General features: G+C 63.7%; 13 protein-coding genes. 8 read left to right on the plus strand and 5 right to left on the minus strand.

The genetic code is table 11. The features are described from left to right. Positions 1 to 163: 163 nt before the first annotated feature. Entirely contained in the window at positions 164 to 562 is a 399-nt protein-coding gene (locus ACFSQT_RS27790) for a hypothetical protein (protein ID WP_379024142.1), read from the plus strand. A 15-nt stretch (positions 563 to 577) separates the two neighbouring features. Here the strand turns inward: ACFSQT_RS27790 and ACFSQT_RS27795 are convergent, their stop codons facing one another. After that, positions 578 to 2,164, minus strand: coding sequence for a trimethylamine methyltransferase family protein (locus tag ACFSQT_RS27795; protein WP_379024144.1), 1,587 nt, complete (start codon positions 2,162 to 2,164; stop codon positions 578 to 580). A gap of 189 nt (positions 2,165 to 2,353) precedes the next feature. Beyond that, positions 2,354 to 3,847 carry a MocR-like pyridoxine biosynthesis transcription factor PdxR gene (gene pdxR / locus ACFSQT_RS27800; protein ID WP_379024146.1) on the minus strand — a complete coding sequence of 498 codons (1,494 nt, stop codon included), beginning with the start codon at positions 3,845 to 3,847 and terminating at the stop codon, positions 2,354 to 2,356. A 374-nt stretch (positions 3,848 to 4,221) separates the two neighbouring features. On the opposite strand from pdxR, the gene pgi reads away from it, so the two are divergent. Both pgi and ACFSQT_RS27810 read left to right on the plus strand, forming a co-directional pair. Continuing rightward, a complete protein-coding gene (gene pgi, locus ACFSQT_RS27805; protein WP_379024148.1) occupies positions 4,222 to 5,865 on the plus strand; it encodes a glucose-6-phosphate isomerase in 1,644 nt (547 codons plus the stop codon). 5 nt (positions 5,866 to 5,870) lie between these two features. Next, on the plus strand, positions 5,871 to 6,593 hold the full coding sequence (locus tag ACFSQT_RS27810) for an HAD family hydrolase (RefSeq protein ID WP_379024150.1): 723 nt from the start codon (positions 5,871 to 5,873) through the stop codon (positions 6,591 to 6,593). A gap of 59 nt (positions 6,594 to 6,652) precedes the next feature. Here the strand turns inward: ACFSQT_RS27810 and ACFSQT_RS27815 are convergent, their stop codons facing one another. The 3 genes from ACFSQT_RS27815 to ACFSQT_RS27825 form a co-directional block, all read right to left on the minus strand. Further along, positions 6,653 to 7,396: a class I SAM-dependent methyltransferase gene (locus ACFSQT_RS27815; RefSeq protein ID WP_379024152.1), complete on the minus strand. Its 744-nt coding sequence runs from the start codon at positions 7,394 to 7,396 to the stop codon at positions 6,653 to 6,655. Further along, positions 7,393 to 9,348: a long-chain fatty acid--CoA ligase gene (locus ACFSQT_RS27820; protein ID WP_379024154.1), complete on the minus strand. Its 1,956-nt coding sequence runs from the start codon at positions 9,346 to 9,348 to the stop codon at positions 7,393 to 7,395. The genes ACFSQT_RS27815 and ACFSQT_RS27820 overlap by 4 nt, the downstream gene beginning before the upstream one ends. A gap of 156 nt (positions 9,349 to 9,504) precedes the next feature. Further along, positions 9,505 to 9,714 (minus strand): hypothetical protein, encoded by a 210-nt coding sequence (locus tag ACFSQT_RS27825; RefSeq protein WP_379024156.1) that lies wholly within the window; start codon positions 9,712 to 9,714, stop codon positions 9,505 to 9,507. A gap of 90 nt (positions 9,715 to 9,804) precedes the next feature. Between ACFSQT_RS27825 and ACFSQT_RS27830 the strand changes: the two genes are divergently transcribed. Genes ACFSQT_RS27830 through ACFSQT_RS27850 form a run of 5 tightly spaced genes read left to right on the plus strand, consistent with a single transcriptional unit; the run spans position 9,805 to position 15,043 of the window. Next, on the plus strand, positions 9,805 to 11,403 hold the full coding sequence (locus ACFSQT_RS27830; protein WP_379024158.1) for an ABC transporter substrate-binding protein: 1,599 nt from the start codon (positions 9,805 to 9,807) through the stop codon (positions 11,401 to 11,403). A gap of 43 nt (positions 11,404 to 11,446) precedes the next feature. Continuing rightward, positions 11,447 to 12,454 (plus strand): ABC transporter permease subunit, encoded by a 1,008-nt coding sequence (locus tag ACFSQT_RS27835; protein WP_379024160.1) that lies wholly within the window; start codon positions 11,447 to 11,449, stop codon positions 12,452 to 12,454. Between the two features lie 26 nt (positions 12,455 to 12,480). After that, positions 12,481 to 13,365 carry an ABC transporter permease subunit gene (locus ACFSQT_RS27840; protein ID WP_246462206.1) on the plus strand — a complete coding sequence of 295 codons (885 nt, stop codon included), beginning with the start codon at positions 12,481 to 12,483 and terminating at the stop codon, positions 13,363 to 13,365. Continuing rightward, a complete protein-coding gene (locus ACFSQT_RS27845) occupies positions 13,365 to 14,216 on the plus strand; it encodes an ABC transporter ATP-binding protein (protein WP_379024162.1) in 852 nt (283 codons plus the stop codon). Before ACFSQT_RS27840 ends, ACFSQT_RS27845 begins: the two co-directional genes overlap by 1 nt. Then, a complete protein-coding gene (locus ACFSQT_RS27850) occupies positions 14,213 to 15,043 on the plus strand; it encodes a dipeptide ABC transporter ATP-binding protein (protein ID WP_379024164.1) in 831 nt (276 codons plus the stop codon). The genes ACFSQT_RS27845 and ACFSQT_RS27850 overlap by 4 nt, the downstream gene beginning before the upstream one ends. The last annotated feature ends 11 nt before the right edge of the window (positions 15,044 to 15,054 follow it).

Here is a 15,054-nt window from a genome sequence, read left to right on the forward strand (position 1 = left end):
GCCCGCCTCCTTTGTATTCCGCTTGCGAACCAACTGGAGCAATTCCAGGAAAAGTGTGAAGCGGTTTTCCGTCCGGAATTGCGCCAAAACAATGAGATAGAGCGTTCGCCGTTTCTGTGAAACGGTGAACCGCCCTAAGTGGTTGGAAACGGATTGGGACATCATGGCGCCACGACGCTCTTCCCTTGGCTTCCTCGGAATGTTCGGCCGCTCGGGCGACTTGAGACAGCTCGATGCGGCATTGCGTGGCGCCGACCTTCATCCCGCCCTCGTGCCGGAGGGGGTGAAACTCACCATCGTCAATCTGATGAAGGATCGCTGGCCCGACGAGCCGCCCACCCAAGCCTATACAGGAGTGGCGCGGCTGTTCAGCTATTGCATCGCAGGACCGGAAGCCTTCGAGCGATCCAATGGTCTTCAGAACAGGCTGGATGCGGAGCGCCGGATCGAGGCCGCCCTTGAAACCGGCGACAGCTTCGATGCGCAAATCGTGCTGATGACGCTGCACGCCAAGCTGATCAGTGCCGAGGTCGTCGAGCGCTATGGCCTCAGCGCGGACTGATTGTTTTGCGAAGGCCTACCCGCCCATGCTGCCGCGCGGCAGCTTGATCATCTCGCCAAAGCGGGCGCGCAGCCTGTCGTCGATCAGTTTCGGCACATGGCGCGGAAAGCGCTCGGCAAGCACGCGTTTCTTCTCGATGATCGCCCGCTGCAGGATGTCGGGCCGGCCCTTCTCGTTCCATTCCTTGGGCGAAAAGCGGTCGCCGACGGCCGGATAGAAATACTCGGTCTGCATCAGCCGCAGCGTCTGCTCGTTGCCGAGATAGTGGCCCGGACCCTTTAGGCAGACATCGGCGATAGTGTCGATCGACAACGCCTCGTCGGTCACCTCGATGCCGCGCACGCAGCGCAGGCAGTGGCCGAGCATGTCATTGTCGATGATCAGGCTTTCCAGGCAAAAGCCAAGCAGCGAGGCGTGCATGCCGGCCGATTCGTAGACCAGGTTGAGCCCGGCGAGCCCGGCCATCACATCGGTGATGCCTTTTTCGTAGCCGGACTGGATGTCGGGCAGTTTCGAATCCGTCATGCCCGCGGCCGAGCCGCCCGGCAGGTCGTAGAATTGCGCCATCTGCGCACAGGCCGCGGTCAGCACCGCCTGCTCGGCCGAACCGCCCGACATGGCGCCGGTCCTGAGATCCGACACGAACGGCCAGGTGCCGAAGATCGCCGGATGGCCCGGCTTGATGGCGTTGACATAGATGAGACCGACCAGCACCTCGGCCACCGCCTGCACCACTGCACCGGCAATCGCCGCCGGGGCGGTGGCACCCGCCTGGCCGGCCGACAGCAAGAGGATCGGGATGCCGCCTTCGACACAGGCTTCGAGCACGCCGCAAGCGTCCTCGGCGAACTTCATCGGTGGCACGACGAAACAGTTGGAGTTCGAGACGAACGGCCTGGCGCGGAATTTCTCCTCGCCGCCGGCAATGGCATAGAGCATTTCGAGCGCCGGCTGCACGTTCTCGCGCACCGTGAACGAGGTGCCGACATGCTTCGACGTGCCCATCACGCAGGCATAGAGCGTGTTGAAATCCATATCGAGCGGATCGGGAATGTCGCGCGGCACCATCGGCCGCTGGAAGAAATGGATGTTGTCGAGCCCCTCGACGAGGCGGGCGGCGTCATAGATGTCCTGCAGCAGCGACTCGCGGTATTCGCGCCTTTCGACATCGACCAGATGCACGGCGGCGCCCGCCGTGCCGTAATGCACGCGCTTGCCCTTGATCAGCATGTCGTGCCTGGGGTCCTGGCCGTGCAGCGTGAAATGCCGTGCCGCTCGTCTGATCGTGTCGAGCACGAGCGCGCGGGGGAAGCGGATGCGGCCGTCGTCGCCATAGCTGGCGCCGGCCTTGGTCAGCGCTTCGATGCAGGAGGGAATGGCATTGGCGAAGCCAACCGTTTCCAGGAGCGTCAGCACCGCTTCGTGGATGCGTTCCTGGTCGTTCAAGGTCAGCGGTCCATAGCTGCCGCCTTCGAGACCGGCGCGCACCGGCTTGATGTCGTCGGCCAAAGGTGCTGCCCGCATGGCGCGGCGCGCTTCGCGCCCGCCGGAGCGGCGCGAACGCTGATCCGCCGCCGCTTCCTGCTTTTCAAGAACTGACATGGAGACGCTCCACCTTTCCGAGAAGCAAGGCGCGGCGGTTGGTCCACCATCGGCTGCTTCTTCCCCTTTGTGCCTCGACTATGCCGCCGGCATTGGCCCAGCCTATGAGCCAGGCGGTCCGGTTGCATATGCCAGAGCTAATGAGACGGAGCCACGCTGTGCGCGGCTCCGGCCAAGGGGGGCGATGGATCAGGCGGCGGCCGGCCTGCGTCCGGCCGCGGTGGCCAGTTCGCGGATGCCTGGCTCGATGTGCTGCAGCGCGATCGAGGAAATGCCCAGCCGCATGAAACGCGAAGGTTTTTCGGTGCGATCGAAGAAACGGTCGCCGGGCTCGATGATGACGCTGCGCGAGGCTGCGGCCTCGGCAAGTCCGCGCGCGTCGGTGCCGCGCGGCCCTTCGAGCCACAGCGATGTGCCGCCGGCCGAATCGGTCGAACGCCATTCCGGCAGGAAAGCGGAAATCGCATGGACCAGCCGCTTGCGCCGCTCGTCGAAGGCGCTCGACAGCCGCCGCACCAGCGCCTCGTGATGGCCCAGCGACAGGAACAGCGCGACGGCGCGCTGATTGTTGGCCGGCGGATGGCGCAGCATGAAGCGGCGCAGCGCCCTGAGTTCGGAGATCAGTCCAGCCGAAGCGACGATGTAGCCGAGCCGCAGGCCCGGAGCCAGCGTCTTCGACATCGAGCCGACATAGACGACGCGGCCGGAGCGGTCGAGGCTCTTCAGCGCCTGCTGCGGCGCCTCGTCGAGAAGCTGGCTGTCATAGCCGTCCTCGATGATGATCTGGTTGTAGCGGTTGGCCCGCGCCAGGAGATCCTGCCGCCGTTCCGCCGACAACGGCACCATGGTCGGGCAATGATGGCTGGGCGTGACGAAGACGAAACCGGAATCATTGGGAATAGAAGCGGTTACGATGCCGGACTGGTCGACCGGCACCGGCTGTATGTCGGCGCCCGCAAGGCGGAAGATCGAGCGTGCGTCGGGGTAGCCGGGATCCTCCATCGCCACTTTCGAGCCCTTGCTCATCAGCAGCGAGGCCAGCATGTAGAGCGCGTTCTGGGCGCCCAGCGTGACGATGATCTCGTCGGGATTGGCGAAGATGCCGCGTCGCGGCAACAGCCGCGCCTGGATCTGCTCGATCAGCAGCGGATCGTCGCGGTCGACCATGTCGGACGCCCAGTTGCGGATTTCGAGCACGGCAAGCGCCATGCGGTTGCACTCGCGCCACTCGGCGGTCGGGAACAGCGCCGGGTCGAACTGGCCGTAGACGAAGGGGTAGGACGACTTGATCCAGTTCTCGTGCTTGGCCGGCGGCGGCATGTCGCTGGCGGCGATCTTGCGACGTGCCTTCCAGTCGATCTCGTTGGCCTGGTCGGGCGCCTTCTGGTGTGGCTTGGCCGGTGTCGCCAGCACATCGGGATTGACGAAATGGCCGCGCCGCTCGCGCGCCACCAGGAACCCCTGGTCGACGAGCTGCTGGAAGGCCAGCACCACGGTTCCGCGCGCCACGCCGAGTTTTTCGGCCAGGATACGGCAGGAGGGAAGCGGCATCGAAGCGGCAATCTGGCGGTCGAGAATGGCGGCCACGATGGCTTGGCGGATCTGTGCCTGCAGGGTCTGGCCGGATTCGGCCGAAATCCGGAACAGGCCGGACCATATCGCCGTGTCGTTTCGCTGTGGCATGGGAGATGTTCCTCGATGGCCAGCTTTTTCCGCTTGGCTGGACCAGTCGAATGTAACGGTGGCACAAGGGGTTGCGCCAATCAATTTTTCTGATCTTTGGGATTTATGCCAGTGATCCTTCGGCCCGAAATCAGGCGTTGCGTCATCGCCGCGCGCGGGGTTGCGTCATCGCCGCGCGCGGGCGCGCGCGGGCGCGGGGTTGCGTCATCGCCGCGCGCGGGCGCGCGCGGGTTTGCGTCACCGCCGCGTGACGATTCGCGTCATCGCCGCGTATTGACCAGACGGAATTCGGCTCACTAGTTTTGGCGCGACGACACGCGCCGGAAACATCCGGTCTGATATGCTGCGTCGAAAACCGCCAGGAGTCCCCGCCAGTGGATCAGTCAGCTTTCCGGAAACAGCTCGCCGCCTTGCGCGATCATCGCGCTGCGGCGCCAGCCAGCATGCGCCAGGCCTTCGCCGCCGATCCGCAGCGGTTCAAGACATTCTCCGCCACCGACGGCGAACTTCTGCTCGACTGGTCGAAATGCGCCGTCGACGGGGTCACCATGGACTTGCTGGAGAAGCTGGCCAAGGCGGCCGATCTCGAAGGCCGCCGCGCGGCTATGTTTGCCGGCAAGAAGATCAACCTCACCGAGGACCGTGCCGTGCTGCACACGGCGCTGCGCAACCTGACCGGCAAGGGCATCACCGTCGATGGCCAGGACGTCAAGGCGGACGTTATCGCGGTGCTCGACGCGATGGGCGCCTTTGCTGATGCCGTGCGCTCCGGCAAGGCCGCCGGCGCCACCGGCAAGAAGATCACCGACATCGTCAACATCGGCATCGGCGGTTCGGATCTCGGCCCGGCCATGGCGACGCTGGCGCTGGCGCCCTATCATGACGGGCCGCGCGCGCATTACGTCTCCAACATCGACGGCGCCCATATCCACGACACGCTGAAGGGCCTCTCCGCCGAAACCACGCTTTTCATCATCGCCTCCAAGACCTTCACCACCGTCGAGACGATGACCAACGCCGAGACGGCGCGCAAATGGGTCCAGGAAGCGCTCGGCAAGGAAGCGGTGGGCAAGCATTTTGCCGCGGTCTCGACCGCGCTCGAGCTGGTGGCGAAGTTCGGCATCGCGGCCGACCGCGTTTTCGGTTTCTGGGACTGGGTCGGCGGCCGCTATTCGATCTGGGGGGCGATCGGTCTGCCGGTGATGATCGCGGTCGGGCCGCGGAATTTTCGCGCCTTCCTCGAGGGTGCGCACGAGATGGACGAGCATTTCCGCACCGCGCCCGTGCAGGAGAACCTGCCGGCCCTTTTGGGGCTGGTCGGCTGGTGGCATCGCGTGATCTGCGGCTATCCGGCGCGCGCCGTCATCCCTTACGACCAGCGCCTGTCCAGGCTGCCGGCCTATCTGCAGCAGCTCGACATGGAATCGAACGGCAAGAGCGTCACCCTCGAAGGCACGGCGGTGACGACACCGACCGGACCGCTGGTATGGGGCGAGCCTGGCACCAACGGCCAGCACGCCTTCTTCCAGCTGCTGCACCAGGGCACCGATTTCATCCCGGTCGAATTCCTCGCCGCCGCCGTCGGCCACGAGCCGGAGCTCAAGCATCAGCACGATCTGCTGCTCGCCAACTGCCTGGCGCAGTCGGAAGCGTTGATGAAGGGCCGCACGCTGGAAGAGGCGCGCGCCCAGATGCTGGCCAAGGGCATGAAGCCGGCCGACGTCGACAAGATCGCCCCGCACCGGGTCTTCTCCGGCAACCGGCCCTCGATGACCATCCTCTACCGCAAGCTCGACCCGCGCACCTTCGGCCGGCTGATCGCGCTCTACGAGCACCGCGTCTTCGTCGAGGGAACGCTGTTCAACATCAACTCCTTCGATCAGTGGGGCGTCGAGCTCGGCAAGGAACTGGCCACCGGCCTTTTGCCTGTCGTGGAGGGCAAGGAAAGTGCCGCGAAGCGGGATGCCTCGACCGCTGGTCTGGTGGGATACATCCACCACTTACGTGGGTCGGAGTGAAAAGCTTGGCAGACATCAAGGGAATATTGTTCGACAAGGACGGGACGCTTGTCGACTTCAACGCCACCTGGCTTGGCGTTGCCGACTTCATGGCCATGGATGCGTCCGACGGCGATCGCTGGAAAGCCGACAGGCTGCTGGCGGCTGCCGGCTTCGATTTCGCCAACAGGCGCTTCAAGCCCGATTCGATCTTTGCCTCGGGCACCAACATGGATGTCGTCGAACTGTGGTTTCCGCGCCTGTCCGACGAGGACCAGATGCTTGCCGTCGCCCGCTTCAACGAGATCACCTCGGTGCAAGGCTCGGCGATGGCGGTGGCGCTGCCGGGCGTCGTCGAGACGCTCACCGCCCTGCACAGGAAATCCTATCGCCTTGGCGTCGCCACCAACGATTCGACCAGCGGCGCGGAAAAGACGCTGGTGACGCTCGGCGTCGCGCAGTTGTTCGACGCGGCCTATGGCTACGACGCGGTGGCCAATCCGAAGCCGGCGCCCGACACCATCCTGGCCTTCAGCGATCTCACCGGCCTGCCGCCATCGGCGATCGCCATGGTCGGCGACAACCGCCATGATCTCGAAATGGCGCGGGCCGGCGGCTGCGGGCTGGCGGTCGGCGTGCTCTCCGGCACCGGCACCCGCGAATCGCTGGCCGGGATCGCCGACGTCATCCTCGATTCCGTCGCCGATCTGCCGGACTTCCTTGCAGCGCGGGTCAAGGAGACGATCTGATCTGGCTGGCTTGAGTATGATCGCGAAAAAGAGATACCGGTTTTCGGAAAAGATCATGCTCAAACAAACAGAGGCGCCCTGTCAGCCTCGAAACGAAAGACACCGCTCGGCTTCAGCGGGCTGCCTTTCGCGTGGCCAAAATCCGGCACCTTGTATTCGGCCAGCAGCTGCAGCCGCGATCGCGGCAGGTAGGCGCGGCCGGGGTCCCCGACCAGCACCTCTATGCCTGTGCCAAGACAGCGCTCAAGAAAAGGCATCACGCGGTCGGCGACGTCCTGACCATAAAAGACATCGCCGACGGTCACGACATCGACCGCAGGCGGTGGCCCGTCGGTAATATCCCGCGCCATCACTGTCATCGTCACGCCGTTCGCCGCCGCGTTGAGGCCGAGCGCGGCAACGCCGTTGCGGTCGATCTCGGCGGCGATCACCGCGCTCGCCCCGGCCTTGGCCGCGGCAATGCCGACGAGGCCGGAGCCGGCGCCGAGGTCGAGCACGCGGCGACCGGCCACGGTTTGCGGATGGTCCAGGATGTAGCGCGCCAGCACCGCGCCGCCGGCCCAGGCATAAGCCCAGTAGGGTGGCTGCGGCTCATCTTCGTCCGCCTCGACCGTATCGTCATCCGCGTCGGCGCTTTGCCGCGGGTCGGTAAGCCGCCTCAAGCCGCTGGCCGGATGGGGTGTATAAAGCATGATCTCGGGAAGCGACGGCACCGGGACGATACGCATGTTCGCCCTGATGAACTCTGCCGGGTCGGGACGGCAAGGTGCATCTGCGGCGCCCGCGCCGTCGGCTGCCGTCATTCGCGCAGTGCTCGCCGCAGGATCTTGCCGACCGGCGTCTTCGGCAGTTCGGTCCTGAATTCGATGTATTTGGGCCGCTTGTAGCCAGTCAGGTTCTCGCGGCAAAAAGCGGTCAGCGCCTCGGCGGTCAGCGCCGGATCCTTCTTGACGATGAACAGCTTCGGTACCTCGCCCGAATGCTCGTCCGGCACGCCGATCGCCGCCACTTCGAGCACGCCCGGATGCATCGCCACCACTTCCTCGAGTTCGTTAGGATAGACGTTGAAGCCCGAGACCAGGATCATGTCCTTCTTGCGATCGACGATCTTGGTGTAGCCGCGCTCGTCCATGAAGCCCATGTCGCCGGATTTGAAGTAGCCGTCCTTGGTCATCACCTTGGCGGTCTCTTCCGACCGGTTCCAGTAACCCGCCATCACTTGCGGCCCCCTGATGCAGATTTCGCCGACCTCGCCGAGCGGCAGATTGTTGCCGTCGTCATCGCGGATGGCGATCTCCGTCGACGGCAGCGGCAGGCCGATCGTACCGGTGAAGTCGGCGCTGAACTTGTTGGCGGTCGCCACCGGCGACGTTTCCGAGAGCCCGTAGCCTTCGGTCACCGGACAGCCGGTCAGCGCTTTCCAGCGTTCGGCGACGCCCTTCTGCACCGCCATGCCGCCGCCCAGCGTCAGCACCAGCGGCTTGAAGTCGAGCTTGCGGAAGTCCTCATTGTTGAGCAGTGCGTTGAACAGCGTGTTCAGGCCCGGAAAGATGTGGACCGGATACTTCTGCAGTTCCTTGACGAAGCCGGGAATATCACGCGGGTTGGGAATGAGCACGTTGCGGGCGCCTTGCTGCATGCCCATCAGCGCGTTCACCGTCAGCGCGAAGATATGATAGAGCGGCAGCGCGCAGATGAAGTTCGGGTGCGCCGGTTTCGGCTTGATCGTATAGGCGTCTTCCATCCACTGTGCGTTCTGCGCGACATTGGCCAGCACATTGCTGTGCAGCAGCGTTGCACCCTTCGAGACGCCCGTGGTGCCGCCCGTATATTGCAGGAAGGCGACATCGTCGGCTGCCACCTTGGCGGGCTTGAAGCCCGCGCCGCCGCCGGCCTTCAAGGCCGCATTGAATCTGACATGGCCGGGCAGCGACCACGCCGGCACCATCTTCTTCACCCGGCGCACGACGAAATTGACGATTGTTCCTTTCAGCCCGCCGAGCATGTCGCCCATCGCGGCGACCACCACGTGCCTGACCGCGGTCCTGGCGATCACCGCCTGCAAGGTGTTGGCGAAGTTCTCCAGGATGACAATAGCTTGTGCGCCGGAATCCTTGAGCTGGTGTTCCAGTTCGCGCGGCGTGTAGAGCGGGTTGATGTTGACCACGACATAGCCGGCACGAAGCACGGCCATCATCGCCACCGGATACTGCAGCACGTTGGGCATCATCAGCGCAACGCGAGCGCCCTTTTGCAGTCCCTTCGATTGCAGATAAGCACCGAAGGCCGCCGACAGCCGCTCGACGTCGGCGTAGCTGATGGACTTGTCCATGCAGGTGAAGGCGGGCTGGGCGGAAAATTGCTTGCAGGCGGCGATCAGGAAATCGCCGATCGAGCTGTAGGGCAAGACACCGATTTCGGCTGGTACGTTTTTCGGATAGCTCTTGAGCCAAGGCTTTTCCGGCAGCCCGGCGGCCAGCGCCGTCAGCGCTTTCGGCAATCGCTTGGCCGGGGCCGGCCGCGCTGCCGGCGGGGCCTTCGCCGCCGCAGCCTTCGCCACCGGCTTGGCAGCGGCGGGCTTTGCTGTGGACGTCGTCTTTCCGGCAGCAGGCTTGGCCGGGGTTTTGGCCTGTGGCTTTGTGCTTGCTTTGACGGGTGCCGTTGCCGCCTTCGGCTTGGCCGCGCCAGCGGCTGCTTTGGGAGCCGCCTTGGCTCCCGCGTTCACCGGCGCCGTCGTCTTTGATGCTTTTGCCACCCGTTCCTCCCTCGACAATTCTTGTTCGTCCACGCCGCGCCCGCCCCCGATTTGACAGAAACGTCCTCCGCTGCTGCCTGGAGATCAACTATGTATTGCCTCTATCGGCGGCGGTGCAAGTCTTGCCCCTGCGGCAAGGCGGCGAAAGATTTGCCGTTAAAAATCTTTCCTGCCGCCGCCACGGCGCACCGCCATCCTGCCGCATCCCCGTCCGGGCGAAGGCTGTCGCATCACCGTAATCGCCAGATCGGCGATCAATAAAAAAATGCGGTCGTTAACAATCCCGTGAACGAAAAAAAACTGCTCACTTTTTCTGCAATTTAGCAAAAATGCGGATTTTTTTCCTGCTTCCCATGGGGTAGGCAAACTGGGTGTTCCAAAGCCGGAAAAACGGTGCTTATATGCGGGCTTCGCGAGCCTGACAGAGGGGCTTGGAAGAACATCAGGGAGTGCTCAATGAAAAAGAAATTGACTTTTGCAGCCGCGTTGCTGGCTGCAAGCGTCCTGGGCGGCGTGGCCAATGCGAAGACGCTCGTTTATTGCTCGGAAGCGTCGCCGGCCAACTTCGATCCCGGTACGACGACTGGCGGCAACGACTTCGATGCCTCGTCGCGCACCGTGTATTCGCGCCTGGTTGAATTCAAGCATGGCGGCACCGAGGTCGAGCCCGGCCTCGCCGACAAGTGGGAAATCTCGGACGATGGCCTGGTCTATACTTTCCATCTGCATCCGGGCGTGAAGTTCCAGACCACCGACTATTTCAAGCCGACCCGTGACCTCAACGCCGACGACGTCGTCTTCTCCTTCGACCGTCAGTTCAACAAGGCGAATCCCTGGAACGGCGACAAGTACCTGCCGAACCTGACCTGGGACTACTACACCGGCATGGACATGCCGAAATATGTCGCCAAGTGGGAAAAGGTTGACGACCTGACCGTCAAGCTGACCCTGACCGAGCCGAACGCGCCCATGCTTGCCAACCTCGGCATGGACTTCGCCTCGATCGTGTCGAAGGAATATGCCGAGCAGCTGGAGAAGTCCGGCAAGATGGCCGATTTCTCGACCAAGCCGATCGGCACCGGCCCGTTCCAGTTCGTCGACTATCAGCTGGATTCGGTCATCCGCTACGCGGCCCATCCGGATTATTTCAAGGGCAAGGAGAAGATCGACGATCTCGTCTTCGCCATCACGCCTGACGCCACCGCCCGCATCCAGAAGGTGCTCGCCGGAGAATGCGACATCGCGCCCTATCCGAATCCGGCCGACATCGGCACGATCAAGGCCAACCAGGACGTGACCCTGATGGATCAGGCCGGCCTGAACATCGGCTACATGAGCTACAACACCACCATCCCGCCGCTCGACAAGCCGGAGGTTCGCCATGCGCTCAACCAGGCGATCGACCGGGAAGCGCTGATCAAGTCGCTGTTCCAGGACGCCGGCGCCACGCCGGCCGAAAACCTGATCCCGCCGACCATGTGGTCGTGGAACAAGGATGTGAAGGCCGACGCCTATGATCCGGATGCGGCCAAGAAGGTTCTGTCCGCTGCGGGGCTCACGGAAATCCAACTCTGGGCTTCCGATCGCGTTCGTCCTTACAACCCGAACTTCCAGCGCGCCGCCGAACTGATCCAGGCCGACTGGGCCAAGGTCGGCGTCAAGGCGGAGATCGTCAACTACGAGTGGACCAAGTATCGCTCTGAGGGCAAGAAGAAGGACCGTCCCGGCGCCTTCCAGATTGGCTGGACCGGGGACAATGGCGATCCGGACAACTTCTTCGCCACCCTGTTCGCCTGCTCCGCCATCGGCGTCTCGAACTACTCGAGCTGGTGCGACAAGGACTTCGAGGACCTGATCCAGAAGGCCAAGAAGACCAGCGACCAGGCCGAGCGCACCAAGCTCTATGAGCAGGCGCAGGTTGTCTTCCAGAAGCAGGCTCCGGCCTTCCTGCTGGCGCATAGCCAAGTCTACGCGGTCGTGCGCAAGAATGTCAGCGGTTTCATGATGGACCCGCTCGGCATTCATCGCTTCGACGGCGTCGACAAAGCCGAATAAGACATTGAGTGGGGCGGCGTTGTAGAGCGCCGCCCCCTTCGCCATGCTCAAATATATACTTCACAGAATTGCACTTTTGATCCCGACGCTTGTCGGCATCACTATCTGTGCCTTCGCCTTCGTCAGGCTGCTGCCTGGGGATCCCATCCTTGCCATGGCCGGCGAACACGGCGTGGCGCCGGCGCGTTACGAGGAGCTCAAGGAACAGTTCGGCTATAATCTGCCGATCTGGCAGCAATACGCTCGCTATGTCGGCGAGGTCGTGACCGGCGATTTCGGGGTCTCGATTTCGTCCAAGCGCCCGGTGATGGAAGAGTTCAAGATCCTCTTTCCGGCAACGATGGAACTGTCGTTCTTCGCCATGATTTTCGCCATGGTGCTCGGCGTTCCGGCAGGCATCTTCGCGGCCGTCAAGCGCGGCTCCTGGTTCGATCAGTCGCTGATGGGCACGGCGCTCGTCGGCTATTCCATGCCGATCTTCTGGTGGGGCCTGCTGCTGATCATCTTCTTCTCCGGTTACCTCGGCTGGACGCCGGTTTCGGGCCGCATCGGCTTGCAGTTCTTCTTCAAGCCGATCACCGGCTTCATGACCATCGACACCTTGCTCTATGGCAAATGGGATGCCTTCCGCTCGGCGCTCAGCCACCTGGTCCTGCCGGCGATCGTGCTCGGCACCATCCCGCTGGCGGTGATCGCCCGCCAGACGCGTTCGGCCATGCTGGAGGTGCTGGGTGAGGACTATGTCCGCACGGCGCGCGCCAAGGGCCTGTCGCCGTCGCGGGTGATCGGCCTGCACGCGCTTCGCAACGCCCTGATCCCCGTGGTCACCACCATCGGCCTGCAGGTCGGCACGCTGCTTGCCGGCGCCATCCTCACCGAAACCATCTTCGCCTGGCCGGGCATCGGCAAGTGGATGGTAGATTCCATCTTCAAGCGCGACTATGTCGTCGTGCAGTCAGGTCTGCTTTTGATCGCCCTCATCGTCATGGCCGTGAACCTCATCGTCGACGTGCTTTACGCCGTCATCAACCCGCGCATACGGGCGTCGTGATGAGCCAGTCGACCGAAATCGCCCCGATGGCCGCCGGCAACCCTGACCGCCTGACCGGCTTCAGGACCTTCTGGCACTATTTCTCGGTCAATCGTGGCGCCGTGATTGGCCTGTTCGTCTTCATCCTGCTGGTGCTGGCGGCGCTGTTTGCGCCGCTGCTCGCGCCCTATGCGCCCGACATTCAGGACAAGACCGCGTTCCTGAGGCCGCCGGCTTGGCAGGCCGGCGGCAGCGCCCAATACCTGCTCGGCACCGATCCAGTCGGCCGCGACATCCTTTCGCGCCTGCTCTATGGCGCGCGCTTTTCGCTGCTCATCGGCGCGGTCGTGGTCACGCTGGCTCTCACCGGCGGCATTACGCTCGGCTTGTTGGCCGGCTATTTCCGCGGCTGGGTCGACGTGGCGATCATGCGCGTGATGGACCTTATCCTGGCATTCCCGTCGCTGCTCCTGGCGCTCGTTCTGGTCACCATCCTTGGCCCTGGCCTGTTCAATGCGATGCTGGCCATCGCGCTTGTCCTGCAGCCGCATTTCGCGCGGCTGGTGCGCGCTGCCGTGATGGCGGAGAAGAGCCGCGAATATGTCGTGGCGGCGAAGGTCGCCGGCGCCGGCCACATCAGGCTGATGCTTCGCACCATCCTGCCGAATTGCCTGGGACCGTTGATCGTCCAGGGCACGCTGTCGTTCTCCAACGCCATCCTCGAGGCGGCCGCGCTCGGCTTCCTCGGTCTTGGCGCCCAGCCGCCGACGCCCGAATGGGGAACGATGCTCGCTTCGGCGCGCGAATTCATCCTGCGCGCCTGGTGGGTGGTGACCTTCCCCGGTCTTGCCATCCTCATCACCGTGCTTGCCATCAATCTGATCGGCGATGGTCTGCGCGACGCGCTCGATCCGAAACTGAGGAGGTCGTGATGGCGCTGCTCGATATCCAGAACCTCGTCGTCGAATTCCAGACCGCTTCCGGTTCTTTCCGCGCCGTTGACGGCGTGTCGCTCCATGTCGACGAGCGCGAAGTGCTGGCGATCGTCGGCGAATCCGGTTCCGGCAAATCGGTGTCGATGCTGGCGGTCATGGGCCTTTTGCCATGGACGGCCACGGTCACCGCCGACCGCATGAGCTTCAATGGCCGCGATCTTCTGAAGTTAAGCCCTGCCGAGCGGCGCAAGATCGTCGGCAAGGACATGTCGATGATCTTCCAGGAACCGATGGCCAGCCTCAATCCCTGCTTCACCGTTGGCTTCCAGATCGAAGAAGTGCTGCGCTTCCATATGGGCATGGACCGAGCCCCGCGTCGGGAGCGCGCCATCGAACTCCTGACGCAGGTCGGTATTGCCGAGCCGGCGGAACGGCTGAACTCGTTCCCGCACCAGATGTCGGGCGGCCAGTGCCAGCGCGTCATGATCGCCATCGCCATCGCCTGCAATCCGAAGCTGCTGATCGCCGACGAGCCGACCACCGCGCTCGACGTCACCATCCAGAAGCAGATCCTCGATCTCCTGGTTTCGCTGCAGGCCAAATACGGCATGGGCCTGATCATGATCACCCACAATATGGGCGTCGTGGCCGAGACCGCCGACCGCGTCATCGTCCAGTACAAGGGCCGCAAGATGGAAGAGGCCGACGTGCTGTCGCTGTTCGAATCGCCGAAGAGCAATTACACGCGCGCGCTTTTGTCGGCGCTGCCGGAGAATGCCGTCGGCGACCGGCTGCCGACCGTGTCCGACATGCTGTTCGAGCCGGCGCCCTCGGGAGCCGCCGCATGAGCATCAAGGTCGTCGAAGGCAAGAATATCGTCCGCGACTATCATGTCGGGGGCGGGCTGTTTCGCGCACAGCGTACGGTGCATGCGGTCAAGGGCGTCTCGTTCAGCGTCGACAAGGGCAAGACGCTGGCCATCGTCGGTGAAAGCGGCTGCGGCAAGTCGACGCTTGCCCGCATCATCACGCTGATCGATCCTGCGACTTCGGGCGAGCTGTTCATCGACGGCAACAAGGTCGACATCGCCAGGGACGGGCTGAGCAAGGAGATGCGCCGCAAGGTGCAGATCGTTTTCCAGAACCCTTACGGGTCGCTCAACCCGCGCCAGAAGATCGGCGACGTGTTGGGCGAACCGCTGCTGATCAACACCGACAAGCCGGCCGAGGAACGGCGCGACCTCGCCATGAAGATGCTGAAGAAGGTCGGTCTCGGGCCCGAGCACTACAATCGCTATCCGCATATGTTTTCCGGCGGCCAGCGCCAGCGTATCGCCATCGCCCGTGCGCTGATGCTCAACCCCAGCCTGCTGGTGCTGGACGAGCCGGTCTCCGCGCTTGATCTGTCTGTGCAGGCGCAGGTGCTCAATCTGCTCGCCGACCTGCAGGACGAGTTCCAGCTGACCTACGTCTTCATCAGCCACGACCTGTCGGTGGTGCGCTACATCGCCGACGACGTGATGGTGATGTATTTCGGCGAAGCGGTCGAATACGGCGCACGCGAAGAGGTCTTCGCCGACCCCAAGCACAGCTACACCAGGACGCTGTTCGCAGCGACGCCGCGCGCCGACGTCGCCTCGATCAAGGCGAGACTGGCGAAGAAGAAGGCGGCCTGACGCCGGGCGTC

This window comes from Mesorhizobium calcicola, from assembly GCF_042682105.1.
Classification (GTDB): Bacteria; Pseudomonadota; Alphaproteobacteria; order Rhizobiales; family Rhizobiaceae; genus Mesorhizobium; species Mesorhizobium calcicola.